The organism is Pantoea sp. S61 (assembly GCF_016625145.1).
Taxonomy (GTDB): Bacteria; Pseudomonadota; Gammaproteobacteria; order Enterobacterales; family Enterobacteriaceae; genus Pantoea; species Pantoea rwandensis_B.
The window spans coordinates 220,546-246,046 of sequence record NZ_JACVUO010000003.1; the positions used below are offsets into that span (position 1 = coordinate 220,546).

24 protein-coding genes are annotated in these 25,501 nt (G+C 54.5%); 11 read left to right on the plus strand and 13 right to left on the minus strand.

Annotated features, from left to right (window positions below; all coding sequences use genetic code 11):
• Positions 1 to 52: 52 nt before the first annotated feature.
• Complete coding sequence (locus tag IAE30_RS09040; protein ID WP_038646898.1) at positions 53 to 1,270, minus strand: ROK family protein; 1,218 nt, start codon at positions 1,268 to 1,270, stop codon at positions 53 to 55.
• A gap of 135 nt (positions 1,271 to 1,405) precedes the next feature.
• Positions 1,406 to 2,302, minus strand: coding sequence for a LysR family transcriptional regulator (locus IAE30_RS09045; protein ID WP_200679322.1), 897 nt, complete (start codon positions 2,300 to 2,302; stop codon positions 1,406 to 1,408).
• Between the two features lie 94 nt (positions 2,303 to 2,396).
• On the opposite strand from IAE30_RS09045, the gene IAE30_RS09050 reads away from it, so the two are divergent.
• The 3 genes from IAE30_RS09050 to IAE30_RS09060 all read left to right on the plus strand — a co-directional run bounded on the left by IAE30_RS09050 (position 2,397) and on the right by IAE30_RS09060 (position 5,604).
• Positions 2,397 to 3,653 (plus strand): MFS transporter, encoded by a 1,257-nt coding sequence (locus IAE30_RS09050; RefSeq protein WP_038646894.1) that lies wholly within the window; start codon positions 2,397 to 2,399, stop codon positions 3,651 to 3,653.
• Between the two features lie 167 nt (positions 3,654 to 3,820).
• On the plus strand, positions 3,821 to 4,078 hold the full coding sequence (locus IAE30_RS09055) for a hypothetical protein (RefSeq protein WP_038646892.1): 258 nt from the start codon (positions 3,821 to 3,823) through the stop codon (positions 4,076 to 4,078).
• Positions 4,079 to 4,419: 341 nt separating this feature from the next.
• Positions 4,420 to 5,604, plus strand: coding sequence for a sugar transporter (locus tag IAE30_RS09060; protein ID WP_034831177.1), 1,185 nt, complete (start codon positions 4,420 to 4,422; stop codon positions 5,602 to 5,604).
• Positions 5,605 to 5,666: 62 nt separating this feature from the next.
• Here the strand turns inward: IAE30_RS09060 and IAE30_RS09065 are convergent, their stop codons facing one another.
• Positions 5,667 to 5,924 carry a YdgH/BhsA/McbA-like domain containing protein gene (locus IAE30_RS09065; protein WP_038646891.1) on the minus strand — a complete coding sequence of 86 codons (258 nt, stop codon included), beginning with the start codon at positions 5,922 to 5,924 and terminating at the stop codon, positions 5,667 to 5,669.
• Positions 5,925 to 6,218: 294 nt separating this feature from the next.
• Between IAE30_RS09065 and IAE30_RS09070 the strand changes: the two genes are divergently transcribed.
• Positions 6,219 to 6,872, plus strand: coding sequence for a TetR/AcrR family transcriptional regulator (locus tag IAE30_RS09070; RefSeq protein ID WP_200679324.1), 654 nt, complete (start codon positions 6,219 to 6,221; stop codon positions 6,870 to 6,872).
• A gap of 90 nt (positions 6,873 to 6,962) precedes the next feature.
• Here IAE30_RS09070 and rhaM read toward each other — a convergent pair whose 3' ends face one another.
• From rhaM to rhaB, 4 genes are read right to left on the minus strand one after another with little or no spacing between them, the layout of a single operon-like run.
• A complete protein-coding gene (rhaM, locus tag IAE30_RS09075) occupies positions 6,963 to 7,277 on the minus strand; it encodes an L-rhamnose mutarotase (protein WP_200679326.1) in 315 nt (104 codons plus the stop codon).
• Entirely contained in the window at positions 7,267 to 8,109 is an 843-nt protein-coding gene (rhaD, locus tag IAE30_RS09080; protein ID WP_045833366.1) for a rhamnulose-1-phosphate aldolase, read from the minus strand. Before rhaD ends, rhaM begins: the two co-directional genes overlap by 11 nt.
• 10 nt (positions 8,110 to 8,119) lie before the next feature.
• Entirely contained in the window at positions 8,120 to 9,376 is a 1,257-nt protein-coding gene (locus tag IAE30_RS09085) for an L-rhamnose isomerase (RefSeq protein WP_200538649.1), read from the minus strand.
• The gene (gene rhaB, locus IAE30_RS09090) at positions 9,360 to 10,841 is read right to left on the minus strand and encodes a rhamnulokinase (protein ID WP_200538648.1); all 1,482 of its coding nucleotides are present in this window, start codon (positions 10,839 to 10,841) and stop codon (positions 9,360 to 9,362) included. Before rhaB ends, IAE30_RS09085 begins: the two co-directional genes overlap by 17 nt.
• A gap of 289 nt (positions 10,842 to 11,130) precedes the next feature.
• Between rhaB and rhaS the strand changes: the two genes are divergently transcribed.
• Together rhaS and rhaR are read left to right on the plus strand one after the other, a co-directional pair.
• On the plus strand, positions 11,131 to 11,952 hold the full coding sequence (rhaS, locus tag IAE30_RS09095; protein WP_200679328.1) for an HTH-type transcriptional activator RhaS: 822 nt from the start codon (positions 11,131 to 11,133) through the stop codon (positions 11,950 to 11,952).
• Positions 11,953 to 11,966: 14 nt separating this feature from the next.
• Positions 11,967 to 12,833 carry an HTH-type transcriptional activator RhaR gene (gene rhaR / locus IAE30_RS09100; protein ID WP_200538647.1) on the plus strand — a complete coding sequence of 289 codons (867 nt, stop codon included), beginning with the start codon at positions 11,967 to 11,969 and terminating at the stop codon, positions 12,831 to 12,833.
• A 43-nt stretch (positions 12,834 to 12,876) separates the two neighbouring features.
• Here the strand turns inward: rhaR and rhaT are convergent, their stop codons facing one another.
• Positions 12,877 to 13,914, minus strand: a complete 1,038-nt coding sequence (rhaT, locus tag IAE30_RS09105; RefSeq protein WP_038646875.1) for an L-rhamnose/proton symporter RhaT — start codon at positions 13,912 to 13,914, stop codon at positions 12,877 to 12,879.
• Positions 13,915 to 14,280: 366 nt separating this feature from the next.
• Between rhaT and IAE30_RS09110 the strand changes: the two genes are divergently transcribed.
• The 3 genes from IAE30_RS09110 (at position 14,281) to aldA (ending at position 16,351) form a co-directional block, all read left to right on the plus strand.
• On the plus strand, positions 14,281 to 14,604 hold the full coding sequence (locus IAE30_RS09110; RefSeq protein WP_038646873.1) for a hypothetical protein: 324 nt from the start codon (positions 14,281 to 14,283) through the stop codon (positions 14,602 to 14,604).
• A gap of 14 nt (positions 14,605 to 14,618) precedes the next feature.
• Positions 14,619 to 14,717, plus strand: coding sequence for a YoaK family small membrane protein (locus IAE30_RS09115; protein WP_141399000.1), 99 nt, complete (start codon positions 14,619 to 14,621; stop codon positions 14,715 to 14,717).
• A 197-nt stretch (positions 14,718 to 14,914) separates the two neighbouring features.
• Positions 14,915 to 16,351, plus strand: a complete 1,437-nt coding sequence (gene aldA / locus IAE30_RS09120; RefSeq protein ID WP_200538646.1) for an aldehyde dehydrogenase — start codon at positions 14,915 to 14,917, stop codon at positions 16,349 to 16,351.
• Positions 16,352 to 16,509: 158 nt separating this feature from the next.
• On the opposite strand, the gene IAE30_RS09125 is transcribed toward aldA, so the two are convergent.
• Positions 16,510 to 17,784 (minus strand): MFS transporter, encoded by a 1,275-nt coding sequence (locus IAE30_RS09125; RefSeq protein WP_200538645.1) that lies wholly within the window; start codon positions 17,782 to 17,784, stop codon positions 16,510 to 16,512.
• The gene (locus tag IAE30_RS09130) at positions 17,781 to 19,202 is read right to left on the minus strand and encodes a M20 family metallopeptidase (protein WP_200679330.1); all 1,422 of its coding nucleotides are present in this window, start codon (positions 19,200 to 19,202) and stop codon (positions 17,781 to 17,783) included. Before IAE30_RS09130 ends, IAE30_RS09125 begins: the two co-directional genes overlap by 4 nt.
• 148 nt (positions 19,203 to 19,350) lie before the next feature.
• Here IAE30_RS09130 and IAE30_RS09135 point away from each other — a divergent pair, with 148 nt between their 5' ends.
• A complete protein-coding gene (locus IAE30_RS09135; protein WP_038646865.1) occupies positions 19,351 to 20,277 on the plus strand; it encodes a LysR family transcriptional regulator in 927 nt (308 codons plus the stop codon).
• Positions 20,278 to 20,331: 54 nt separating this feature from the next.
• On the opposite strand, the gene IAE30_RS09140 is transcribed toward IAE30_RS09135, so the two are convergent.
• Positions 20,332 to 21,927 carry an ABC transporter substrate-binding protein gene (locus IAE30_RS09140; protein ID WP_200679332.1) on the minus strand — a complete coding sequence of 532 codons (1,596 nt, stop codon included), beginning with the start codon at positions 21,925 to 21,927 and terminating at the stop codon, positions 20,332 to 20,334.
• Positions 21,928 to 22,040: 113 nt separating this feature from the next.
• On the opposite strand from IAE30_RS09140, the gene pepT reads away from it, so the two are divergent.
• Positions 22,041 to 23,267 (plus strand): peptidase T, encoded by a 1,227-nt coding sequence (gene pepT / locus IAE30_RS09145; protein ID WP_200679334.1) that lies wholly within the window; start codon positions 22,041 to 22,043, stop codon positions 23,265 to 23,267.
• A gap of 165 nt (positions 23,268 to 23,432) precedes the next feature.
• Here the strand turns inward: pepT and IAE30_RS09150 are convergent, their stop codons facing one another.
• Positions 23,433 to 24,212 (minus strand): transporter substrate-binding domain-containing protein, encoded by a 780-nt coding sequence (locus IAE30_RS09150; protein ID WP_200538641.1) that lies wholly within the window; start codon positions 24,210 to 24,212, stop codon positions 23,433 to 23,435.
• Between the two features lie 14 nt (positions 24,213 to 24,226).
• Positions 24,227 to 25,393, minus strand: a complete 1,167-nt coding sequence (locus IAE30_RS09155; protein WP_200679336.1) for a methionine aminotransferase — start codon at positions 25,391 to 25,393, stop codon at positions 24,227 to 24,229.
• Positions 25,394 to 25,501: the final 108 nt, after the last annotated feature.

Consider the following 25,501-nt stretch of genomic DNA (forward strand, 5'->3'; position numbering starts at 1 on the left):
GAAATGTCTCGGATGGCAGATTGCGTTAGCGCAAACTTAAGGCGAGCAGTGATTAGCCCTGCAACAGTTTTACCAGCAAATGACCGCTATAAAGTGAGTCTTTGATCAGCGCGGCGGCACCAAAAGTACCCGGATCGCTAAAGCTGGTAGGGGCAAGTTGGATCTCATGACTGTACGCGGGTAACGCCTGCTGACGAATAGTGCTGCTGACTGCAGGAAACAGCACATCAGCGGCTTGATTAAGCGGAGAACCAATCAGGATTTGTTGTGGGTTGAAGATATTCACCATCATTGCCAGCATGCGACCAATGTGGTGGCCCACCCCGGCAATGACGTCACGCGCCAGCCGATCGCCTTGCTGTGCAGCGGCACATAAACTGGCGATGGTCAGGGGTTCACAATGCAGCAAACTGTCGGGTTGCGAAGACAAACGCTGTGCAGCCAATTGCAATAAACTGCCGGTGCTGGCTACGGTTTCCAGACAGCCATGATTGCCGCAGTAACACTGCTGGCCGTAAGGATCGATCTGCGTATGTCCAATTTCTACCAGCGCACGACCACGTTTGTGCAAAAGTTGGCCTCCGCTGATCACGCCCGCGCCTACCGTTTCATCAATCACTATCTGAATCACATCCTGCGCACCGCGCGAAGCACCGAACAGCGCTTCGGCCAGCGTCCAGGCGGAGATGTCATGTTGCACAAATACGGGTAAACCCGTGAGCGAGGAAAGTGTTTCACCTAACGGCATTTCCTGCACATCATAGCCCGGCATGCGATGCACCACACCCGATGCCGCGTTAATTAAACCGGGTAAGGTGATGGCAATCGCGGTAAGACGCTCAAGTTTGTTTTGATGGCGGACGAAGAACTCATTGACCCTATTCTGCAGTGTTTGCAGCAGCGGCTGGTCAGCGCTGGCAGGCAGGGGTAAACGATCTTCCTGCAACGCACGGCTGCTAAGATCGCGCAGCGTCAGCGTGATCTGTCCCGGTTGAATTCGTATGGCAAGATAGTGCCAGGCGAGCGTATCCAGAATCAAACCAATGGCCGGGCGCCCTCGGCTGCCCGGCTCCTGGAATTCAGTTTCCTGCACCAGATGCGCATCGAGCATTTCCCGCACGATTTTGGTGATGCTGGCGGGCGCCAGCTGGGCACGTTTAGAAAGCTCAATACGCGATATCGGGCCGTAATGGTCAATCAGTCGGTAAACCACGCCTGCGTTGGTCTGTTTTATTTGGTCAATGTGGCCAGGCTGACTGTCCAGATTCACGCCCTGCTCCCGGATATTTTCGCGCTTCTAAATAAACAGCAGCTATGGTGATGCAGATTGGCAGGCAGCGTCAAATATTTGATTAGAAATGTGATTTATCGCACATAAAGATCGGGCCATTGATCATCAGACGATTTAAATTTCGGCATTCTGCATCATCAATTGCATCATATTCTGCATTTGCGCAGTGGGTTGCCGCGTGGCTGACCAGACCAGCCAGACTTCAGAAATGGCATCGTTCTCCTGCAGAGGAATCCACACCACATCAGCCAGTCGCGCATGCCGAAATGAGGCCGGCAATATGGAAACACCCAATCCGGTTGCGACCAGACCGAGAATCGTCATCGCCTCGCCCACCTCCTGAGTAATAAAGGGTTTGATTTGATAACGGTGCAGCAGCGCCAGTGTTTCCCCGTACAGCGCGGTCCCCCCCTGTGGATCAAAAAACACGAAGGGCTCGTTGGCCAGTGCCTGAATGGAGATCGATTCGGCATCCGCCAGCGGATGTGCCCAGTGCACCAGCGCGCACAACGGCTCGCGTAGCAGTACCCTATGCTGTAAATCGCCTGGCAACGGCGTGTTGCGCATCACACCTAAATCCAGCCGACCTTCGTGCAGCGGTGCTAACTGCTGACGCGTGTTATTTTCCTGCATCGAAATGTGCACTTCCGGCCAACGCTGACGAAATTGATAAAGCGCATCGGAAACCAGACCGGTGAAGGGTGCGGAAGAGGTGAAACCAATGCGCAGCTCGCCTTCCTGTCCACTGTGCACACGCGCAGCCCGACTGGCGGCTTGTTCAACCTGCAGCAGAATGACGCGCGCATCCTGTAAAAACAACTGACCGGCAGGTGTGATCTGCACGCTGCGATTGGTTCGGGTAAACAGCTGTGCGCCAATCTCCTGCTCCAGCTGCTGGATCTGTTGGCTGAGCGGCGGTTGGGAGATATTTAGCCGCTGTGCCGCGCGGCCAAAGTGCAGCTCCTCCGCAACGGCGATGAAATAACGCAGATGGCGCAACTCAACATTCATACTTTAAACGTCTCATTTGAGATTATTAATATATTGTACAACCTATTCCCATTTTCCTACAGTAATCAGACCGTTTCTCATCTAAGGATATTCCGTGAGTCGCTCTTCCCAGGCAGTGACAATTCATGAAGACGAGTTGTCCGTTCAGCCTGCTTCAACCGTCGCCCCCTCAGAATGGATTGAGCGTGGTTCACCGCAGTTTATGCGTGTCACTCTCGCATTATTCTCCGCAGGGTTGGCCACCTTCGCACTGCTGTATTGTGTTCAGCCGATTCTGCCCGTGCTGTCGCAGCAGTTTGGCGTCTCTCCCGCTGAGAGCAGTATTTCACTGTCACTCTCCACGGGATTGATGGCGCTGGGCTTGCTGGTGACCGGCCCGCTCTCCGACGCCATCGGGCGTAAATCAGTGATGGTCACTGCCCTGATGCTCGCTGCCATTTGCACCCTGATTTCGGCCACCATGACCAGCTGGCAAGGCATTCTGATGATGCGTGCGCTGATTGGTTTGTCTCTTAGTGGCGTTGCGGCGGTCGGTATGACCTATTTGAGTGAAGAGATACATCCCCGCGTCATTGCCTTCTCGATGGGTCTGTATATCAGCGGTAACTCCATTGGCGGCATGAGCGGTCGCTTGCTGACCGGCGTGCTAACCGATTTCTTCTCATGGCGTGTGGCGATTGGGGTGATCGGTTGCTTTTCGCTGGCGGGCGCACTGATGTTCTGGAAGATTTTGCCGGCGTCACGTCATTTCCGTCCCGCCTCGTTACGTCCGCGCAGCTTGTTGATTAACTTCCGGCTGCACTGGCGCGACAAAGGGTTACCTTTCCTGTTCGCAGAAGGTTTCCTGCTGATGGGCGCGTTTGTGACGCTGTTTAATTACATCGGCTACCGTTTGTTGAGCGCACCCTGGTCGTTGAGCCAGGCGGTGGTGGGCCTGCTGTCGGTGGTTTATCTGACCGGTTCGTGGAGTTCTCCCAAAGCGGGCGCGATGACCAGTCGCTTTGGTCGTGGTCCGGTGATGATTAGCGCCACGGCTATTATGCTGGCCGGACTGTTGCTCACCGCCTTTCATTCTCTCTGGCTGATACTGCCCGGTATGATGCTGTTTACGGCGGGCTTTTTTGCCGCGCACTCTGTTGCCAGCGGCTGGATTGGTCCGCGCGCACGCCGCGCCAAGGGCCAGGCCTCGTCACTCTATTTGTTCAGCTATTACGTGGGTTCCAGCGTGGCGGGCACGTTAGGCGGTGTGTTCTGGCACAGCTATGGCTGGACGGGCGTGACGCTGTTCATCACTGTGTTGCTGTTGCTGGCCTTGTTCGTCGGCTGGCGTTTGCAGTGCCGAAAACTGTAATACCTTTCATCTAAACGACGGGGCCGCTGCGCCCCGCTTCTCGTTTAAGCCGTCAGAATCGCGCTTTCAAATAGTCCCACTTAAAACAAAACGACAATTCGTCGCTATAATCCATTTTATTCCAACAATAGTTAGATTTTCTTTTTTCACAGCAATGAGGACGTTAGATGCAACTCTATTATTACGTCGATAAGCATGCAGGCTATAACGACAACCATGTGGTACATGCAACAGGCTGCCCGTTCCTCCCTTCTGATGGTGCACGGCGCTTTCTCGGGACTTTCTACACGGCCACTGCCGCCATTCAACAAGCCCGTAAATTTTATTCCAGTGCGATGGGATGCGAGCATTGTTGTCCGGTGGCGGTAAAAAAAAGCCTGACCACTCAGCATAGCGTGGCGCTAAAACACATGGTGCAACTCTGATAATGCTGGTCTGACAATCGCGTAGCGCTTAAGGCGTGTTGTTAAGTACGGCTGTCACATCGTTCTCATACAGAAACAGCCGACTTCATCATCACGGGATCGTAAAGCGCTACGCCTTGATGGTTCTTGCCTGCTTTCACCCTTTAGCCAAAAAGCAAGAATTGATAATAACCTCAGGCTATTAACCTGGCCTCCAGCGATAAAAAATATTCAGGAATAAAAACGGTCTATATGGTTTTCATCCGCTCATTAATGCTCCACAATAGCCCCAATTTGTGATGCAGGTCACTTAACCGGGCTCGTTTCGCCCCCTCACTCGCTGTCAGATCGATTTGAACCCCATGCAACCAACTACCGTCTCACGTAAAACAGCCTGGCTACGCGTTGTGCTGCTGGCGATTGCCGCCTTTGTTTTTAATACCACTGAATTTGTCCCTGTTGGCCTGTTGTCGGATATCGCGGCGAGCTACGCCATGAAGACCGCCGATGTCGGTATTATGCTGACCATTTATGCATGGGTCGTTGCGCTGTTATCCCTGCCGTTAATGCTGCTGACGCGTAATATTGAACGCCGCCTGCTGCTGTCGGTGTTGTTCATTCTGTTTATCGCCAGCCATGTGCTTTCGTCCGTAGCATGGGATTTCACCTCGCTGGTGATTTCGCGCATCGGCATCGCGCTGGCGCACGCGGTGTTCTGGTCGATTACCGCGTCACTCGCGATTCGAGTTGCACCGGCTGGCAAGAAAACCCAGGCGTTGAGTATGCTGGCAACCGGTACCGCATTGGCGATGGTGTTGGGCGTGCCCATTGGCCGTATCGTTGGGCAATATCTCGGCTGGCGCACCACTTTCGGCATGATCGGCTTGTCAGCGTTGGTACTGTTGATTTTGCTGGTGCGGATACTGCCACGTCTGCCGAGCGAGCACACTGGCTCACTGAGTAGCGTACCGATGCTGTTCCGCCGTCCGGCGCTGGTGGCAATGTATATTCTGGTGACGCTGGTGGTTACCGCGCACTACACCGCTTACAGCTACATCGAACCCTTTATGCAGGTGGTCGCGAATGCGGATGAGAACTTCACGACCTTACTATTGTTGCTGTTCGGTTCCGCCGGGATTATCGGCAGCGTGCTGTTCAGTACGCTGGGCAACAAATTCCCCTCAGCGATGTTACTCGCCGCAATTGGCATCATCACGCTGAGTATGGGGCTTTTGCTGTTTGCCGCCGTGCGCCCGGCAGCCATTTCGCTGCTGTGCATTTTCTGGGGCATGGCAATGATGATGATAGGCCTGGCGATGCAGGTTCGTGTGCTGTCACTGGCACCGGATGCCACTGATGTGGCGATGTCATTGTTCTCAGGCATTTATAACATCGGGATTGGTGCGGGTGCCCTGTTGGGTAACCAGGTCAGCCTGCATATGAAAATGTCGGATGTGGGTAACGTAGGTGGGTTAATTGGACTGGTTGCGTTGTTCTGGTGTATCACCATCTTCCGTCGGTATCCGCAACTCCGCTCTAACGGATAATTCGCTTCACGACCAGGGGCACACATCGGTGCGCCCCTGCGCCATTCTTTGCGCTTTGGTGATTAGTTATAAATTACCGCTGTGCCATTTAGCTTGTTGTTGCCAGAGGTCGAAGTGATGCGGAACGACTTTGCTCCGGCAGCACTCGCCTTCTCCGATAGCTGATGCTCCAGTGAAGTCAGGTTAGTGCTACCTGATGCACTGACTACACCAATTTGCTGCTGGTTCAATGGTGCCTGATTCACTAATTCGGCAGCCATGCTACCAAACGCGATGGATGACAGTGCGACTGCGGCTAATACCATTTTGATGCTTTTCATGATCGTCTCTCTTATGCAGATGAAAGGGGTCGGCTGAATTAAGTTAACAACCGTTAATTAAATGCTAGCGCCGAAGCGGGTATCTCGTCAATCATTTTATTAACGGTCGTTATTTTATTTGCAAGTGGCGTGATTATGGGCTTTAGCGCCCTTTTTCACTTATCGATATGAGTGTTGTGCAGCAGGTAAAGCACAAACGGGCAAAGTGAATGAGGGAGAATGTCGGCTGCGCTTGCATATTTAGTTAGCGATCGGTAATTTAATCACATGTTCTTCATGCAGTGAGGTGTCACTATGACGCAAATGACCGACACGCTTAATCGCAAAATGCGTGGTCGCCCCAAAGTATTTGATCGCAACGATGCGCTGGATAAAGCATTAATGTTGTTTTGGGCACACGGTTATGAAGGCACCTCGCTGTCAGATTTGGTGAACGCGACGGGGGCGAAAGCGCCGACGCTTTACGCGGAGTTTGAGAATAAGGAAGGCTTGTTCCGCGCAGCAATGCAGCGCTATATCGATACTTTCAGCGCGCAGCGTCAACAGGTGCTTAACGATGAAACACTCGATGTCAAAGCCGCGATTGAAGCCTATTTCCGTGCCACTACAGCCTGTTTTACCGAGTGCGATAAGCCCGCTGGCTGTTTCTTTATCTGCACATCCAGTGCGCTCTCTTCAGGCTCAGACGAGATTGCACAGATGCTGGCTAAGCAGCATCATGCGCAGGAACGGGCTTTGCAGCAATTTCTGGATGGCCGACAGCAGCGCGGTGAATTGCCGCAGTGTGCCAACAGCGGTACGTTGGCCAGCTATCTGGCCTGCGTGTTGCAGGGCATGTCGGTGCGCGCCCGTGAAGGCGCAAGTCGTGACGATCTCGATGGAATAGTCGATACGCAGATGGCCATCTGGCCTGCTCTGGCAGGCTACTGCGCGTTAAACGCGTCATAGCATGCTGACCCGTGATGTTTTCTCATCCTGAAGTCAGGTGCGACCTCAAGGCCGCCCCTGACTTGCACCAAAGTGCCATGTTTGAAAGCCTTACGGCATAAAAAACATTGGTTTCAACGCCTGGCTGATCGGGCTATTGTTCGCATTCGATGACATCAGATCTTTCATGGATGCCCACCAACGCTGGCACACTTCCGTGTTCGCGACCGCCTCCCAACGCGCTTCTGATTCAATCTCCACGCTGGCAAACAACAAATTACGCTCCGCATCGAGCCAGATCGCATAATTGTGCGCGCCGTGGGCTTTCAACGTCTGCTCCAGCTCAGGCCAGATCGGTGAATGGCGACGCAGATATTCATCATGACAGTGCGCATGCACCTGCATCACAAAGGCTTTACGCAACATCGCTGCGCTCCGCATCCAATGCAGCCTGCCACGGATGAACACTGAAGCGTTCACCGAGTGCCACCAGCTGTTCGGTGGTGATGCTCTGGCGAATCCCGCCCATGGACAAGGCTTTGACCACCACTTCTGAAGACTTCTCGGCCGTGTCGATCAGGCCAAAAGTTTCATCCAGATTCGGACCGGCACCGAAAATGCCGTGGAATGGCCACATCACCAGGCTGTGTGATGCCATGGCATCGGCGGTGGCTTGACCAATCTGATCGGTTCCCGGCACCATCCACGGCAGGATACCGACGCCATCCGGGAACACCACCAGACATTCGGTGCTGCCTTCCCATAACAAACGCGTGAAACGGGCGGAATCCAGATTCACCACGTAACTCAACGCCATAAAATTCGTGGCATGGCAGTGCATAATCACGCGGTCAGCCCCGTTAGATACCTGCTTACGCACGCTGTGCGACTGAAAATGCGCCGCCAGTTCCGAGGTAGGTAACCCGCCGTTGCTGAGCCCCCAGTGGATTTTGTACGACAGCCCTTTGTCGTCCACCTGTAACAGCGCCAGACAGTCGGCAGGATCAAGCTGGACGTTACGGAAGAACTTGCCAGAACCGGTGACCAGGAACCAATCGTTGGCCAGGGCCGGCGCCGGTTGGGTTAACTCAATACAGCGCGGTTCGGCATAAAAATCAGCTGACCAGGCCTGTGCTTCTTCCGGCAGCAAACGCAGGCTGACATTGCCGCCATTGCGCTCATCCCAGCCTTTCAGCCACATATCACTGGTCGCCTTCACCATGTCCTGAACGAATGAAGAAGAGAGAATATTTTGCATGGTTGATCCCTTAACGTAGACGCAATGTTTGTTGTTCATAGTGACGCACTTCGCTCAGCCAGCTGGCATCGGCAGGCACATCATGGCGCAGACACCAGGCTTCCCAGACCGCCTGCCAGGGTAACGATTTCTGCTCTTCCAGCAGCGCCAGACGCGCGGTGTAATCCCCTTCCTGCTCACATTTCCGCAGCTGATCGCTGGGTTCCAGCAGTGCGCGCAGCAGCGCTTTTTTGGCGTTGCGGGTGCCAATCACCCAGGCTGCGATGCGGTTTATCGAGGCGTCAAAGAAATCCAGGCCGATATGCACTTTGTCGAACAGTTGATGGCGGGCGATCTCCGTGGCGATGGCCTGGGTTTCATCATCAAGCAGTACCACATGATCGCTATCCCAACGTACCGGGCGGCTGACGTGCAGCAGCAAACGCGGCACATACAGCATGGCAGTGGATATCTTGTCGGAAATCACTTCGGTTGGATGGAAATGTCCGGCGTCCAACGTCAGCGCCGTTTGACGGCTGGCGGCGTAGCCGAGGCAAAACTCGTTGGAGCCCACGGTGTAACTCTCCGCGCCGATACCGAACAGTTTGCTCTCCACCGCATCAATATGATGACGGGGGTCGAGCTTCTCACTGATCACCTCATCCAGCGCGCTGGCCAGACGCTCGCGCGGTGCCAGACGATCGATGGTGAGATCTTTCATGCCATCCGGCACCCAGATGTTCATCACCGATGGCGTCCCGAGCTGTTCACCAAAGTGCGCTGAAATACGGCGGCTGGCTTTGCAGTGGTCGATCCAGAACTGGCGAATCCTTTTATCCGCATGGGACAGCGTAAAGCCGTCGGCGCTCAGCGGGTGCGAAAAGCAGCTGGGGTTAAAATCCAGTCCTAATTTGTTGGCTTTTGCCCACTCTACCCAGCCGCTGAAGTGCTTCGGCTCAATGGCATCGCGTTCAACCGGCGAATCGCTTTCCAGATAAATGGCGTGCAGGTTAAGGCGTTTGGCGCCGGGGATCAGTGACATCGCTTTCTCAATGTCAGCGCGCAGTTCATCTGCATTGCGAGCGCGCCCCGGATAGTTACCGGTGGCCTGAATGCCGCCCGTCAGTTCGCCATTCGGGTTTTCAAAGCCACGAACATCATCCCCCTGCCAGCAGTGCATGGACACCGGAATGCCATCCAGTTTCGTCATGATCTGGTCCACATCAATACCCAACGCCGCGTAGCGTTGTTTCGCCAGTTCAAAGGCTTGTTCAATCAGCTTTGTCATATGCAAGTTCCTTAGCAGGTTGGCTCAGTGCCGCAAAGCGTGCCTGGTGGGCAGCGAAGATGCTGGCGTTCTGAGGTACAAACGTTTCTAACGGGAAATTCTTGTCGATGCAGCGGCGCAGTTCGGCCACATCGCGCAGTTCACCCAACGCCATCAGCTGACAGCCGACATTACCCAGCGTGGAGGCTTCAATTGGGCCAGCTAATACGGGCATTTCGCAGGCATCGGCGCATAACTGGTTCAGTAATGGGTTCTGACTGCCACCACCAACCACATGTAATTGGCGAACCGGTGCTCCGCGCAGGTTGCCCAGTTCGCCTATCACCTGGCGATACAGCAGCGCCAGGCTGTCGAAAATGGTGCGCGCCAGCGCTGCAGGGCTTTGTGGAATCGGCATGTGCTGCTCGGCGCAGGCGTCCTGAATCTCCTGCACCATGCTGGCAGGATTGATAAAACGCGGATGATTGGGATTGATCAGGGCACGACAGGCAGGTTCATTTTCCGCTGCGTCAATCAATGTGCAGAGATCTGAAATGTGCAATTCACCGCAAACGCGCTGTAACAACCACAGGCCCATGATGTTCTTCAACACCCGATAGCCCTCCGCGCCTCCTTCATTGGTGATGTTGGCATCGAGTGCCGTGCGGCTGACGCAGGGTTGTAAACTTTCAATACCCATTAAGGACCAGGTGCCAGAGCTGAGATAAGCGGCGTCGTCTTGCATGAGCGGCGTGGCCAGCACTGCGCTGGCGGTATCGTGCGTGGCAACGGCCACGACCGGAATTTTTTTACCGCTGGCATTGTTCCAGTTGCCTACGGTATTGCCCGGTGCAGTCGGTTTGCCAAACCAGTCGGCTTCGATCCCTGCCCACGACAGCAACTCGCTATCCCACTCGCCAGTTTCAATGTTCAGCATTTGCGTAGTGGTGGCGTTGGTGTACTCCCAGTTCATGTTGCCGGTCAGACGATAATGCAGATAATCCGGGATCATCAGTGCATGTTTGACCTGTGCCTGCCAGTCCGGCTGTTGCTGGTGTAGCGCACGCATCTGATACAGGGTATTGAAGGGCAGAAACTGGATACCTGTGCGCTGGTAAATGGCGGCTTTGCCCAGCTCATTGATCGCTTGCGCCATCAATCCATCGGTGCGCGAGTCACGATAACTGACCGTTTCGCCAATGCGTTCTCCGTTGGCATCCAGTAGCACCAGATCCACGCCCCAGGTATCAATGCCGATGCTATCCGGCACGATGCCCTCATCATCTAATTGCGCCAATCCTGCGCGAATCGCCTGCTCCAGGCTGTCGAGATCCCAGCAGTCATAACCGGCGCGACGAATACGCTGATTGGCAAAACGGCACACTTCACGCAGGGTGATGCGCTGGTTAGCCGAGGTCCATTGTGCGAGCATCACGCGCCCGCTGGATGCGCCTAAATCAATGGCAACAATGTTACGCATACTCATGGCGTTTCTTCCTGTGATGAGATGGCTTTAGCGTATAAATACAGGCGCCTCGCCACCTTCCCCTTACTGCCAGCGCGTGATAGTCGCTGGCAGGCTGGCAAAGATGATCGTGAGAAAGCTCACAGAACCGAGGAACAACAGAGTTGTGAGCTTTACCGCAATTCCATCAATCACTTGGCCGATCTTGAATAATTCGCCATTTTCCTGCGCTGTGCGGTTTAAATTTCAAGGTAAGGTGCACAGCGCCTGCGTAGACTCGGTTACAAAATTGTTAATCGAGAGGCGCATCATGACCGTTCTGCACAGTGCTGATTTCTTTCCGGAAGGAAACTACGCGATTGCCATTGAGCCGCGCGTACCGCAGCAGGCCTTTCCTGAGCATCATCATGATTTCCATGAAATCGTACTGGTTGAGCAAGGTTCCGGTATTCACGTGTTTAACGGCCAGCCGCAGACCCTGTGCGCCGGTTGCGTGTGCTTTGTACGCGATCACGATCGCCATCTGTATGAACAAACAGAGAATCTGTGCCTGACCAATGTGCTGTATCGCAGCCCGGCAGCGTTTCGTTTTCTCTCCGGTTTACAATCATTGCTGCCCGGAGATGAAAACGGCAGCTATCTGTCGCACTGGCGTATCAATCACAAGGTGATGGCGCAGGCGCTGCAGATTGTGACGCAGATGAAACAGCAGGAGGTCTGGTCGCTGGAGCGTCAGGCGCATCAGGAACAGTCGTTTTTGCAACTGCTGGTGCTGTTGCGCGAAGCCGGTCACAACGATCAGGCGCAGGATCAGGAAGCACGCCTGCATCGGTTGCTTGACTGGCTCAATGAGCACTACAGTGAAGATATTGAATGGGATGCGCTGGCCGATCGCTTCTCGCTTTCGCTGCGCACCCTGCATCGCCAGATGAAGCAGCAAACCGGCAATACCCCGCAGCGCTACCTGAATCGGCTGCGTTTATTGCAGGCCCGGCATTTATTGCGTCATAGCGATATGCGCATAACGGACATCGCCTATCAGTGTGGATTCGGTGACAGCAACCACTTCTCCACGCTGTTTCGGCGGGAATTTGGCTGCGCGCCCCGAGCGGAGCGCCAGCAGATGTTGTAATTGGAGTGGTTACCATGTCGCTGATTTTGACGCGCGAAGACTATTTCCCGGCCACCAATCTGCCGATTGCGGTGGCCGAACGCATGCCTCAGCCCTCCTTCCCACCGCATCGTCATGAATTCAGTGAAATTGTGATCGTCTGGCGCGGTAACGGCTTGCACGTGCTCAATGACCGCCCGTGGTTGATCACCTGCGGCGATGTGTTCTATATCCGTGACAATGATTGCCACAGCTATGACAGCGTCAACGATCTGGCGCTGGATAACATCCTCTATTGCCGCGATCGCTTTCGCCTGAGTCTGGACTGGAGCCAGTTGCTGCCCCCGCAAGACGATGATGCACCAGGTTGCTGGCGCTTAACCACGCGCGGCATGGCGCTGGCACGAGGGGTAATCAGCCAGCTGGAACGGGAAAGCCGTAAAAGCGATTCGTTGTCGATTCAGCTCTCTGAAGCCCTGTTCCTGCAGCTGGCGTTGATCTTGCGTCGCCATGGTTATGCCGCCGACCGTCCATGGGCGCTGCCGGAAGGTGAACAGCTTGATTTGCTGATGTCTGCCTTACAGGGTGCACTGCATCGTCCGTTCGACTTAGCCGATTTTTGCCAACAAAATGAATTAAATGAGCGTGCACTGAAGCAGCTGTTTCGCCAGCAAACCGGCATGACGGTGGGACACTATTTGCGGCAGCTACAGCTGTGCCAGGCAAAATATTTGCTGCGCACGCAGGATTGTTTAATCAGTGAAGTGGCCGCACGCTGCGGCTTTGATGACAGCAATTACTTCTCGGTCGTATTTACGCGGGATACGGGTTTGACGCCGAGTGCCTGGCGCCAGCGCTTTCTTCCTCAGCAAGCCTCCCTTAACGATAAAATAAAAGCCTGATGCACCTTGCCGTGCGTCAGGCTTTTATAGCAAGGCGAGTTAATTAACCGTTGGCCATGCCTAATCCAACGATGTTGGCCGCGATGATGATCACCACACAACCCAACGACAGCACGCGAACCGGGCGCTGCCCTACTGCTTTCCACTCTTTCAGCACCAGGCCGACTAAACCGCCACACAGCACATACAGGCTCATGTGCAGCATCCAGCTGACAAAGTCATATTGCGCAGGGATTTTCGCGTGGCCCCAGGCGTAGAAGAAGAACTGCAGATACCACATGGTGCCACCGAGCACGGCGAATGCCACGTTGGCCATTAGCATCGGTTTTGCCACTGAAAAATCGCGGCGTACCGACAGTTCCGGTTTGATCGCCAGGCGGATAAAGCAGTAGGCCAGATTCACTAACGCGCCGCCGCCCATGATCACCACATAGCTGGGTAAGGCCACGTACAATGGATTGATACCCAGATTGGCTGCCGCTTCATGCATCGGTTTCGCCGCATCCATCGCGAAAGACATTCCGGCTGAGAAGATGCCGCACAGTACCGCCAGCACCAGCCCTTTCTTCAGATTAAACTCTTCTGCATTGATGCCGAGTGCACGCTCTTTTAACAAACCGGCACGCGAAACGATTGCCACACCCACCAACGCCACCAGTACGCCTAACAACGTCATTCGTCCGCCCGGCGAGCTGAACAGCTCAACAAAGCGTCCCTGCAACAGCGGCGTCATCAGGGTGCCCACCACGAGCGTGATACCGATGGCGATACCAATGCCCATCGACATGCCGAGATAACGCATGGTCAGGCCATAGTTAATATTCCCGACGCCCCACATGGCACCAAACAGAAACACCGGCAGCAGCTGCGAGAAGCTAAAACTACCGTAATACGCCCAGAAGTTGGGCAGCAGCACCGCGCTGACCGCCCAGGGCAGTATCAGCCATGACATCACGCCGCCGACTGACCACATTGTTTCCCATGACCACTTTTTTACCTGCTTAAACGGAGCATAAAAACATGCGGCACTGGCGGCACCCACCAGATGCCATAAAATACCGGCAAGAATGGCACTGTTCATTGTTATTCCTTCGTAAGGTTGAGGCCCACAGGAAACTGACAGTTTCCCGATTAGCAGCAGTCTACGGTGCGCAGCTTTTCATCAGCCTTTGGATGGCTGCCGGAAAGCGCGCGGTGCTGGCAAAATTCGGCGGGTCTTCAACATGAGGATCACAAAATTGCATTTGCAGGCATCAATCGGGCTGGTTTTTATAAGTCACTTATTATTGAGGATATTTTTTATTTTTGTTGTGTTGATCGACACAGTTTTTGACTGACTGCCAGCCTGCTGTTTAACATGGCAGTCACACAAAGCCGCCCGATGAGCTTTCCCCGACGTGGCGAATTCCGTATAACGTTGGAAAAATCATCGCAACGAAGGAATGAGATGAATAGCAAAAGGTTGACGCTGCTGTTGTCGCAGCCGGTGAGCCGCGTGATGCTGGATGATATCCGCGCCATTGTGCCGCCTCAGGCGTTGAACGTTTTCATTAATGGATTGGATGAAGAGCGTTACGCCACACTTGACTGCATCCAGAGCGAAGAGAACTGCGCCTTGCTGGCTTCGGCCATCGTGGTGTGGCGTCAACTCGGTCATATTCACCGCATTCGTTATCAGAAAGGCGAACATCTGCGCGAGGTGGATGACGCCAGCCAATTCCAGCTGTTCAGTATGATGAAAACCCATCGCGCCATTGTTCAACTCGCTTAACGATCAGGATATCTATGAAAATCGGATTGCTCTTCCCTATTGCCATCATCATTGCTGGCGTCAGTTTCCTCGCGTGGTTTATCGCCAGCGGCGCGGCGGTGCCGGGTTCCTGATCTTTCTGCATAAATTTTTTTTTACTAACACGCTGAATACGCGGCATTTCATCAGGAATGCTGCGTCTGTCGTCTCGTTCTTCCCTTCTCTGCCATCCCGTCATCCGCTCTGGCACTGACAAAAAGGTGCTACACCTTGATCTGTTTCACTCTCGATTCACACCATGCTAACAAAACCGATCGCGGAGACCCTACAGATGACAACACACCATCAACACTACATTAATGGCGCGTTTGTAAACGATCAGAACGATAAGTGGATTAAGGTCATCAATCCAGCGACTGAAGCGCTGCTGTCACGCGTGCCACAAGGCACACAGCAAGATGCAGCGCAGGCGATTGCAGCGGCAGAAACAGCACAACCCGCCTGGGAAGCATTGCCCGCCATTGAGCGCGGTAACTGGTTGCGTAAAATTGCTGCTGGTATCCGCCAGCGTGAACCCGAATTGACGGCCACCATCGTGGCGGAAGGCGGTAAAACTCAGGGGCTGGCGCAGACTGAAGTGCTGTTCACCGCAGATTACCTCGACTACATGGCCGAATGGGCGCGGCGTTATGAAGGTGAAATCGTCAATAGCGATCGCCCAAATGAAAATATCTTCGTGTTCAAGAAAGCCATCGGTGTCACCACCGGCATCCTGCCCTGGAATTTCCCCTTCTTCCTGATTGCGCGTAAAGCCGCTCCGGCGCTGATTACCGGCAACACTATCGCCATCAAACCCAGTGAACTCACCCCTAACAATGCAGCGATTTTTGCGCAGATCATTCATGAGATCGGCCTGCCGAAAGGCGTGATCAATTTCGTGTTTGGCTATGGCCCCGAAGTCGGTCAGGAGATGGCCGCCAACCCGAAGGTCGGTTTAGTGAGCCTGACCGGCAGCGTGGGTGCGGGGATTGCTACGATGCAAGCCGCCGCGAAAAACGTCACCAAGGTGTCGCTGGAACTCGGCGGTAAAGCGCCAGCCATTGTGATGGATGATGCGGACCTGGATCTCGCTGTGAAGGCCATTGTCAGCTCTCGCGTAATCAACACCGGGCAAGTGTGCAACTGTGCGGAACGCGTGTACGTCCAGGAAGGCATTTATGATCGCTTCATCAGCGCACTGACTGCAGCAATGAAACAGGTGAAGTTTGGCAACCCAGCCGAGCAAACCGATATCGACATGGGCCCGCTGATCACCGCCGCCGCACTGGAACGCGTGGAGCAGAAAGTGGCCAAAGCGGTGTCTGAGGGCGGAAAAGTGGTTCTGGGTGGCAAGCGCGTGGGCGATAAAGGGTTCTACTTCGAACCGACGATCATTACCGGTGTGCGTCAGGAGATGGAGATCATGCGCGAAGAGATCTTTGGGCCGGTATTACCGGTGATGACCTTTAAAACTCTCGATGAAGCCGTCGCGCTGGCTAACGATTGTGAATATGGCCTGACCTCTTCGATCTACACGCAAAATCTGAACACGGCGATGATTGCGTTGCGCCAGTTGAAGTTTGGTGAGACCTACATCAACCGCGAGAACTTCGAGGCGATGCAAGGGTTCCATGCGGGTTGGCGCAAATCGGGTATCGGTGGTGCAGATGGACGTCATGGACTGGAAGAGTATCTGCAAACCCACGTGGCCTATTTGCAGTTTTCCTGAGTGAAGTACCTGGCTGGATAAGCTGCCAACCAGGCATTGCCATGAGGTGAACTGCACCAGGAATGGCGCCTTTCAAAGGCTGCGCAATGGCACGCGCAGCCACGCCTCTAAGCTGTTCGCCTTCAGGTACGGCGCAAAGCTGTTTCACTCAACTGTCATTACGCGATGCGCTTCTGGCTGCGCATTAAGGCTAAGCCACTCAGTACCGACATCGCCATCAGGTAATAGCCTGGCGCGAGGCTGGTGCCAGTGGCACTGATCAACAGCGTACAAATCAGCGGTGCAAAACCACCAAACACCGTCACCGCGACGTTATAGCTGATCGCCATCCCGCTGGCGCGAGTACCAATGGGGAACAGGTCGGCCATCACTGACGGGACCGTCGAGAAATAGATCGATTTCAGCAACGCCATCCAGCACACCAGAATGATCAAGGTGGTCGGCGTGGTGTGATTCACCACCAGCTTAAACGCCGGATAAATGGTGACGATTAGCATGATCAGCGAACCCCACATCAACGGCACGCGGCCCACGCGCTCCGCCAACAGCCCCATCAGCGGCGTCACCACCGTCAGGATCACCCCTGCCAGCAACGTCGCGGTGAACGCGGCAGAACCCGGCAGATGCAGGTTTTTGGTGGCGTAAGTTGGCACGTAGTTGAGCATGTAGTTCACGGCGGTGGAGATCACCATCAGGCCAATCGCCAGCAGCATCAGCTCTTTTTGACGACCAAACAGGCGCTTGAGCGGAGCGGCCTCAGGCGCTTGCGCTTCAAAACTGGCAGGCTCATGCACATGACGGCGGATATAGATGCCCAATGGGCCAATCAGCAGACCGAAGGCAAACGGGATACGCCATCCCCAATCCTGAATCTGACTTTCCGTGAGGATTTGCGTCAGTCCCAGACCAAACGCCGAGGCCAGCAAGGTACTTGCGCCCTGGGTGGCAAACTGCCAGCTGGCGATAAACGCCCTGCGCTCCGGGAAATGCTCGACCAGAAACGCTGTCGAGCTACCGAATTCACCCCCCGCCGAGAAGCCCTGCACCAGACGCGCCAGTAAAATCAGCAGCGGCGCTATCAGGCCAATGCTGGCGTAACCAGGCATAAAGGTGATGACCGCACCGCCCAACATCATCAGGTTGATCGACAGTAGCAGCGCCTTTTTACGCCCGTGGCGATCGGCATAGTTGCCGAGCACAATCGCGCCCAGTGGACGGATCAGGAACGAGACGCCGAAGCTGCCAAAGGTCAGCAGCAAGGAGACGGAGGGATCGCTGGTAGGGAAGAAAGCATGGGCAATGTAGCTGGCAAAGAAGCCATACACCGCAATATCAAACCACTCCAGCGCATTGCCGATACAGGTGGCAAACAGCGTTTTATGCAGATTCGGTTTGGTGCTGCTCAATGGGGCAGCTGTGTTAAGCGTACTCATGCAGCACCTCCTGCGTGCTGACGGTGTTTAGCCACCAGTTCGCTACCTTGCTCGCCAAGATCCCACAGCAGGCGTGTCATAATTTGCAGACCTTCACGCGCAATCGACTTCAGCATATGTTCGTTGACGCCATGCTGACCGCAGGCCGGGTAAGAGTGCGGCACCCACAATGTCGGCAGTCCGAGAATGTCAGAGAATACTTCGTTCGGCAGTGAGCCGCCGAGATTCGGCAGCAACGCCGGTTTTTTGCCGCTGGTCTCTGCCATGCTCGCCAGCACCCAATCCACCAGCGGATCGGTAGGATCGAGTCGCGTGGCCGGTGACCCGCGCATAAACTCCACGTTCACGTAGTCAAAACCGTGCTGCGCCAGATGCTCGCTCACATGCTGAGCCAGGTTTTCCCAATCGGTGCCGACCACAAAGCGCAGTTGGCACATCGCCGTGGCTTCACCGGGAATCGCATTCATCGGACGTGCCGGATTGCCCGTCAGGAATGCGAGGACTTCGAGCGTATTCCAGCCGTAGAGTTTTTCTGTCGGAGAGAGCGTCGGCTCGCCCCAGGTGGTATCAATCTCGGGATCCCCTGGCATCCCGCCCACTTCGATGTCGCTGAGGATGTCGCGCACTTGTTGAGTGAGAGAGTCAGGTTTCAGCGCCTCAACCTGCAGCACGCCCTTTTCGTTCACGAGGCAAGCAATAGCGTTGGCTAACTGTGTGCCTGGATTAGTCAATAAGCCGCCCCAGTTACCTGAGTGATAGGCGTTGTCACGCGCGGTAACGGTGAGACGGAAGTTCACCGCACCCCGGGAGCCAAGGAACAGGGTTGGGCGCACCGCATTGAGACGCGGGCCGTCAGACGCGATAAACAGATCGGCTTTCAGCAGTTCAGCATGATGCTGGCACAGTTGAGCCAGGCCCGGCGAGCTGATCTCCTCACCCATCTCAAACAGCATTTTGCAGTTGAAACCGAGTCGTCCACCGCGTGCTTTGAACACCTGTTCGAGTGCCGCGAGGTTCACGCAGTGCTGGCCTTTATTATCCGCGCTGCCACGGGCGTACCAGCGGTCGCCCTCTTCCACTAACTGCCACGGCGATAACCCCTCACGCCAGTTTTCGTCGTCACCGAACACCACATCGCCATGTCCATAACTCAACAAGGTCGGGAGTGCCGGATCTTCGATGCGTACCGCCACCAGGAACGGGCGATGGGCGGCTTCAGGGTTATCGATAAAGTGCAGCGTGAACCCCAGCGCAATCAGCTGTTGGCCAATTTCATCCTGCAGATAACGCTGTAATTCGTTGTCGCGATCCTGGCGCTGGCTTTCGGTGCGTTGCGCCACACGTCGAGCCAATGTTTCCTGAAATTCCCCGCTGTCGAACCAGGCGGTGGCTTGTTGTACCGCTTGTTGTGCTGTCATGTTTGCATGTCTTTTATTGGTATTTTGGTTTTGTCATCTTTGCGGAAACCTTGCTTTGCCACAATTATCAATTTATCGAGTATGATTTGCTTTTTTGGCAAAGATCCGCTGCCCGATTTCGAGGCATGCACCAGTATGAGGCATCCGCATGATAAGCAATGAAATCCGCTATTTCCTGGCCGTTGCCAATACGGGTTCGCTCAGCGCGGCCAGTGAACAGCTGTTTGTGGCGGTGTCTGCCATCAGCAGACAAATTCAGCGACTGGAAAACCAGGTGGGCGTGCCCCTGTTTGACCGGCATGCGCGCGGGATGGTGCTGAATGAAGCCGGCGAAATTTACGCCCATCACGTACGCAAAACGATGCTGGAGATGGAGTACGCGCTGGCAGAAATTAAGGGGCTGAAGGCCGTGCGACGCACCCTGATTCGCGTGGCCTGTACCGATGGATTAGCCTTTACGCTGCTGCCGCGCATGATTGCCGCCTTCCGTGAGGATAATCCCGGCGTGCTGTTTGATATCAAAGTGGCAAGTACGCAAGGTGTCGCTGAACTGCTGCGCAGCGGCGAGTGCGATCTGGCACTGCAATTCAGCCTGCACGCTGAACGCGGCGTGGAAGTCATCGGTTCCTGGCCCGCCCCGGTGCTGCTGGTGATGCATCAGAGCCATCCGCTGGCCAGCGCCGCACACGTGACCCTGAACGATGTCAGCCACTATCCGCTGGCTTTGCCGCAGCAGAACACCACCGTGCGCCAATTGTTTGAGCTGGCGAGCCACATGAGCGGTAATTTGATTGAACCGGTGATCACCTGCGATACCTTCTCAACGTTGTTCCACTTTCTGCTGCGCACTCCGCTGGCTCTGACGATTTGCAGTGCCTTTACCGTATTACAAGAAGCGGAAACGCACGGCTTGATATTGCGCTCGGTGGGGATCGATCAATTGAGTCAGCGCAACTTGCAGTTACAGGCGCAATCAGGGCGACCTCGCAGTGCCGCCCTGAATGTGTTTATGACGTTTTTACTGCAGCAAATGAACGCGCTGGAGGAACCATTGCGTCAACGCTGGAAGCCTTGACACGCCACGCGCGCTCAACACAACGTGCCGCCTTTGAGCGGCACTTGCCCGTCATCAATTCTTAATATCGACCGGATAGAAAATGTGTTTACCAAACGGATCGACGGTATATCCGCTCACCGTTTTGCGCACCGGCTCGAAAATCGTTGAATGGGCGATCATCACGGCAGGCATTTGATCGTGCATGATCTGCTGTGCTTCACGATACAGCGTGACGCGCTTGTCGCGATTTTGCTCCGCGCGCGCTTCAGTGATGACCTTCTCGAACGGCTGATAGCACCATTTGGAGGAGTTGGAGCCGCCATTGGCCGAGGTGCAGCTGTAGAGCGGGCCAAAGAAGTTATCCGGATCGCCCGTCGCCGTGGTCCAGCCCATCAGCGCCGCCTGATGCTCGCCGCCCTTCACGCGCTTCAGGTATTCACCCCACTCATAACTGACGATATTGGCTTTAATGCCCACCTGCGCCCAATCGGCCTGAATCATCTCCGCCATTCGTCGCGCGTTTGGATTATAAGGGCGCTGCACCGGCATCGCCCACAGCGCGATTTCAGTGCCGGGTTTAATGCCTGCTTCCTGTAGCAGCGCTTTGGCTTTCTGCGGATCATAATCGTAATCCTTCAGATCCTTATCTGCACTCCAGACATCCGGCGGCAGAATATTTTTCGCCACCGTGCCAGTGCCTTTGAATATCGCGTCAATAATCGCCTGCTTGTTAATGGCCATCGCCAGTGCCTGGCGGACTTTCACGTTATCCAACGGCGCTTTGGTGGTATTGAACGACAGGAAACCGGTGTTGAGCCCCGACTTCTGCTCCAGCGTCAGATCCGGGTTGCTGCGCATTTTTTCCAGATCGGCAGGATTCGGGAACGGCATCACCTGACATTCGTTTTTCTCCAGCTTGGCATAGCGTACCGAAGCGTCCGGGGTGATGGAGAAAACAATGCGATCCAGTTTCGCTTTGCCCTGCCAGTAATCCGGGAAGGCTTTGTAGAGGATGCGTGAGTCTTTTTGATATTGCACCAGCTCAAAGGGACCGGTGCCGATCGGCTCCATGTCGACTTTCTCTGGTGTGCCCGCTTTTAGCATCTGATCGGCATATTCCGCAGAGTGAATGGAGGCGAAGTACCAGGCCAAATCTGCGAGGAACGGCGCTTCCGCATGCGCCAGCGTGATGCGCACCGTATTGTCATCCACCTTCTCTATATTCTTGATCAGCTTCGCCAGTTCCAGGCTATCGAAATTGCTGTAGTTGCCACCGGAGACGTTGTGGTAGGGATTTTTGGCATCCATCTGACGCATAAACGAGAAGATCACGTCATCGGCATTCAGGTTGCGCGAGGGTTTAAACAGTTTGTTGCTCTGGAATTTAACCCCTTTGCGTAAGTGAAACGTGTAAACCGTGCCGTCCGGGCTGATATCCCAGCTTTCAGCCAGGCTTGGCACCAGTTCCGTGGTGCCGGGCTTGAAGTCCACCAAACGGTTGAAAATAGGCACTGCGCTGGCATCAACGCTGGTACCTGAAGTGTAAAGTTGCGGATTGAAATTCTCAGGCGAACCTTCAGAACAGTAAACCAGCGTTTTTGCCGATACTCCGCCTGCCACCGCTAAACACAACGCACTGAGTGTGAACTTTGCCATCATCTTTTTCATTGTGATCCTCGTTTTTGTTGACTTCCATGAGCCCGCATCGGTATTTATTGATAAATAACACGATTTATCCGAGGTGTGTAATGCACATCGCGCAAAGCTAATAAGGAAATGTGATGACAGACCAACTCGCTCGCCAACTGACTCAACGTTTTTACCGTTATCTGGCGGTTTCCAGCCAGAGCGATGCCAAATCCACCACGCTGCCCAGTACCCCTTCACAACATGCGATGGCGGAGTTGCTGGCGCAGGAACTGCGTGAGCTTGGGCTGCAGGATATCGTCATCGATCAGCATGCGACGGTGACGGCGGTGAAACCGGGCAATCGACCAGATGCACCACGCATCGGCTTTATTACCCATATCGACACGGTGGACGTGGGTTTGTCAGCGGATATCCACCCGCAAACCCTGACGTTTAACGGAGATGATTTGTGTCTGAACACGCAGCAGGATATTTGGCTGCGCGTAGCGGAACACCCGGAGATTGCGCCCTATCACGGTCAGGAGATCATCTTTAGCGATGGCACTAGCGTGCTCGGCGCCGACAATAAAGCAGCGGTGACGGTGGTGATGACGTTGATGGAGAATCTGAAAGGCGATCATGGCGACATCGTGGTGGCATTTGTACCGGATGAGGAAATTGGGCTGCGCGGTGCCAAAGCGCTGGATTTGGACACTCGCTTTAACGTCGATTTTGCCTGGACTATCGATTGCTGTGAGCTGGGCGAAGTGGTGTATGAGAACTTTAATGCGGCGGCGGCGGAACTGGTGTTTACCGGCGTGCCGGCGCATCCGATGTCCGGCAAAGGCGTGCTGGTTAACCCACTTCTGATGGCGCACGACTTCATTTCACGTTTCGATCGCCTGGCCACGCCAGAGCATACCGAAGGACGTGAAGGCTATATCTGGTTTAATGATATCAATGCCAATGCCAGCCGTGCGGTGCTGAAGGCATCGATTCGCGACTTTGATTTACAGGGTTTCGATCAGAAAAAACAGCAGTTGGTGGAAGTCGCAGATGAGATCGCCGCGCTTTACCCCACCGGGCATGTTTCACTCACCATTAACGACACCTACAGCAATATCAGTAATGCCATTGGGGAAGATCGTCGTGCAATTGACTTGATATTTGCGGCGCTCGAACAAGTGGGTGTGGAGCCGAAAGTTATCCCGATGCGCGGCGGCACAGACGGTGCGGCTTTATCGGCAAAAGGATTGCTGACACCGAACTTCTTTACCGGCGCACACAATTTCCATTCACGCTTCGAGTTTTTACCGGTGCCGTCGTTTGTGAAATCGTATCAGGTAGCCGAAGCGCTGTGTTATCTGGCGGCGAAATAAGCCCGATCCTTACCGGCAGATCTTAACGCTGTCAGCGGCCCGGCAACCGCTGAGAGACGATGTCACCGACTCCGACGTAAACGAAAAAGGCTGCCATGGGTGAACAATGGCAGCCTTAATTCAATCCGGTTTTAACGGAGCAGCGCGCCAGTATGGCGCTTGAAGTTATTTCGCTGCGGTCACATCAATGCCAGGGAAGAATTTCGCCGCCAGCTTGGTGATGGTGCCGTCAGACTGCACTTTCGTGATAGCCGCATCCAGTTCACCCTTCAGCTTGGCATCACCTTTACGCAGACCAAAACCGATACCTGAACCGAGGATGGTGTCATCTTCAACCGGCTTGCCGACAAAGGCGAAACCTTTACCTTGAGGCTTATCAAGGAAACCAGACTGGCCTGCAGCAGACATCACCAGCGTGCCATCAAGGCGGCCCGCGACCATGTCGTTATAAACCTGGTTCTGGTCCTGATAAGAGGTCACGGTCACACCCTGCGGCTCCCAGTGCTTCTTAGCGTAAGTTTCCTGGATAGAACCCTGCAACACGCCGATGTTTTTGCCTTTCAGCGACTCGGCGGTTGGCAGCAACTTCTCACCCGCTTTGACGATCAGCATGGTAGGAATGCGGTAGATAGGTTTGGTGAAATCGATGCTTTTAGCACGCGCTTCGGTGATATTCATCGCCGAGTTGATCGCATCAAACTTTTTCGCCTGCAGTGCCGGTATTAGCGCATCAAAGCTGCTTTCCACCCACTTACAGTCAAAGTTGCCGACCTGGCAAATCGCTTTGCCCAGTTCGATATCAAAACCTTCCAGCTCGCCCTGTGCGTTGCGGCTTTCAAACGGCGGATATTGTGACTCCAGACCGTAGCGTAAGGTTTCCTGTGCCAGTGCGTGTGCTGAGGTCAGCATGCCCAGCGCCACAAACAGTGCGTTTAATTTTTTCATTATTCTTCCCCTAATTACCCTTTAACACGGCACAGCGCTTCCGCGCCTGCCTGCAGTGTTGCGTCGTCTTTCGCGAATGACAGGCGAATTAATTTATTGTCAGTGCCGTCCATATAAAACGCCGACAACGGAATGGTGGCCACACCGTGATCGACGATGAGACGTTTTACCATTTCACTGTCGCTTTCGTCACTGAAATGTCCGTAACTGGCCAACATAAAGAAGGAGCCCGCGCTCGGCAGCAGCTTAAACGGCGAATCTTGCATCAATGACAGCAGCCGATCGCGTTTTTCCTGATAGAACGGTGACAGCTGCAGGTAGTTTTGCGGATTCTGCAAATAGTGCGCAAAACCCACCTGCATCGGTGTATCGGCGGCGTACATCATGAACTGATGCACCTTCACAATCTCTTCCATCAGCGCGGCCGGTGCCAGCGCGTAACCCACACGCCAGCCAGTGACGTGGAACGTTTTGCCAAAGGAGGAAACGATCACGCTGCGCTGCGCCAGTTCCGGATGGGTAGCCATGCCGCAGTGGGCACGACCATCAAACAGAATGTGTTCGTAGACTTCGTCGGACAGTACCACGATATCCGTGTTGCGGGTCAAGGCTGCCAACTGCTCCAGATCGGCTGGCGTCAGCACCTGTGCACTCGGATTATGCGGGGTATTGATGATGATCATGCGGGTGCGCGGCGTAAGGGTGGCGCGCAGCTCATCCCAGTTAATCGCAAAATCCGGCACCTGCAATTTCAGGCCAATCGGCGTTGCTCCCTGCAAACGCACCACTGGCGCATAGCTGTCGAACGCGGGCTCGAAGAAGATCACTTCGTCGCCAGGGTGCACCAGTGCGGAAATCGCCATGTAAATTCCCTGGCTAGCGCTGCCGGTGATCAACACTTCGCTACCCGCATCGTAGCGCTGGCCATAAAGCGTCTCGACTTTTTCGGCCAGCGCTTCACGCAGCGCCGGTAAACCGGTCAGAGAGGCATATTGGTTGTGACCTTCGCGCATGGCTTTACTGACCAGCTCCACCAGATGCGGATCGCATGGAAAATTCGGCGCGCCCTGCGACAGGTTGATGGCTTTATGTTGTGCCGATAGCTGGCCGATGACGCTGAAAATCGTCGTGCCGACATCGGGCTGTTTGGAAGAGATGTTAACACTGCTATTCAAGGTCATCGTTGCTCCACAAGGTTGCATAACCACGTAAGGAAAGTAGATTTCTATTCAACGGCGTGACGCTTGAGTCGACAAGCGAATTGTTGTCATAATAGCCATGATTAAAAA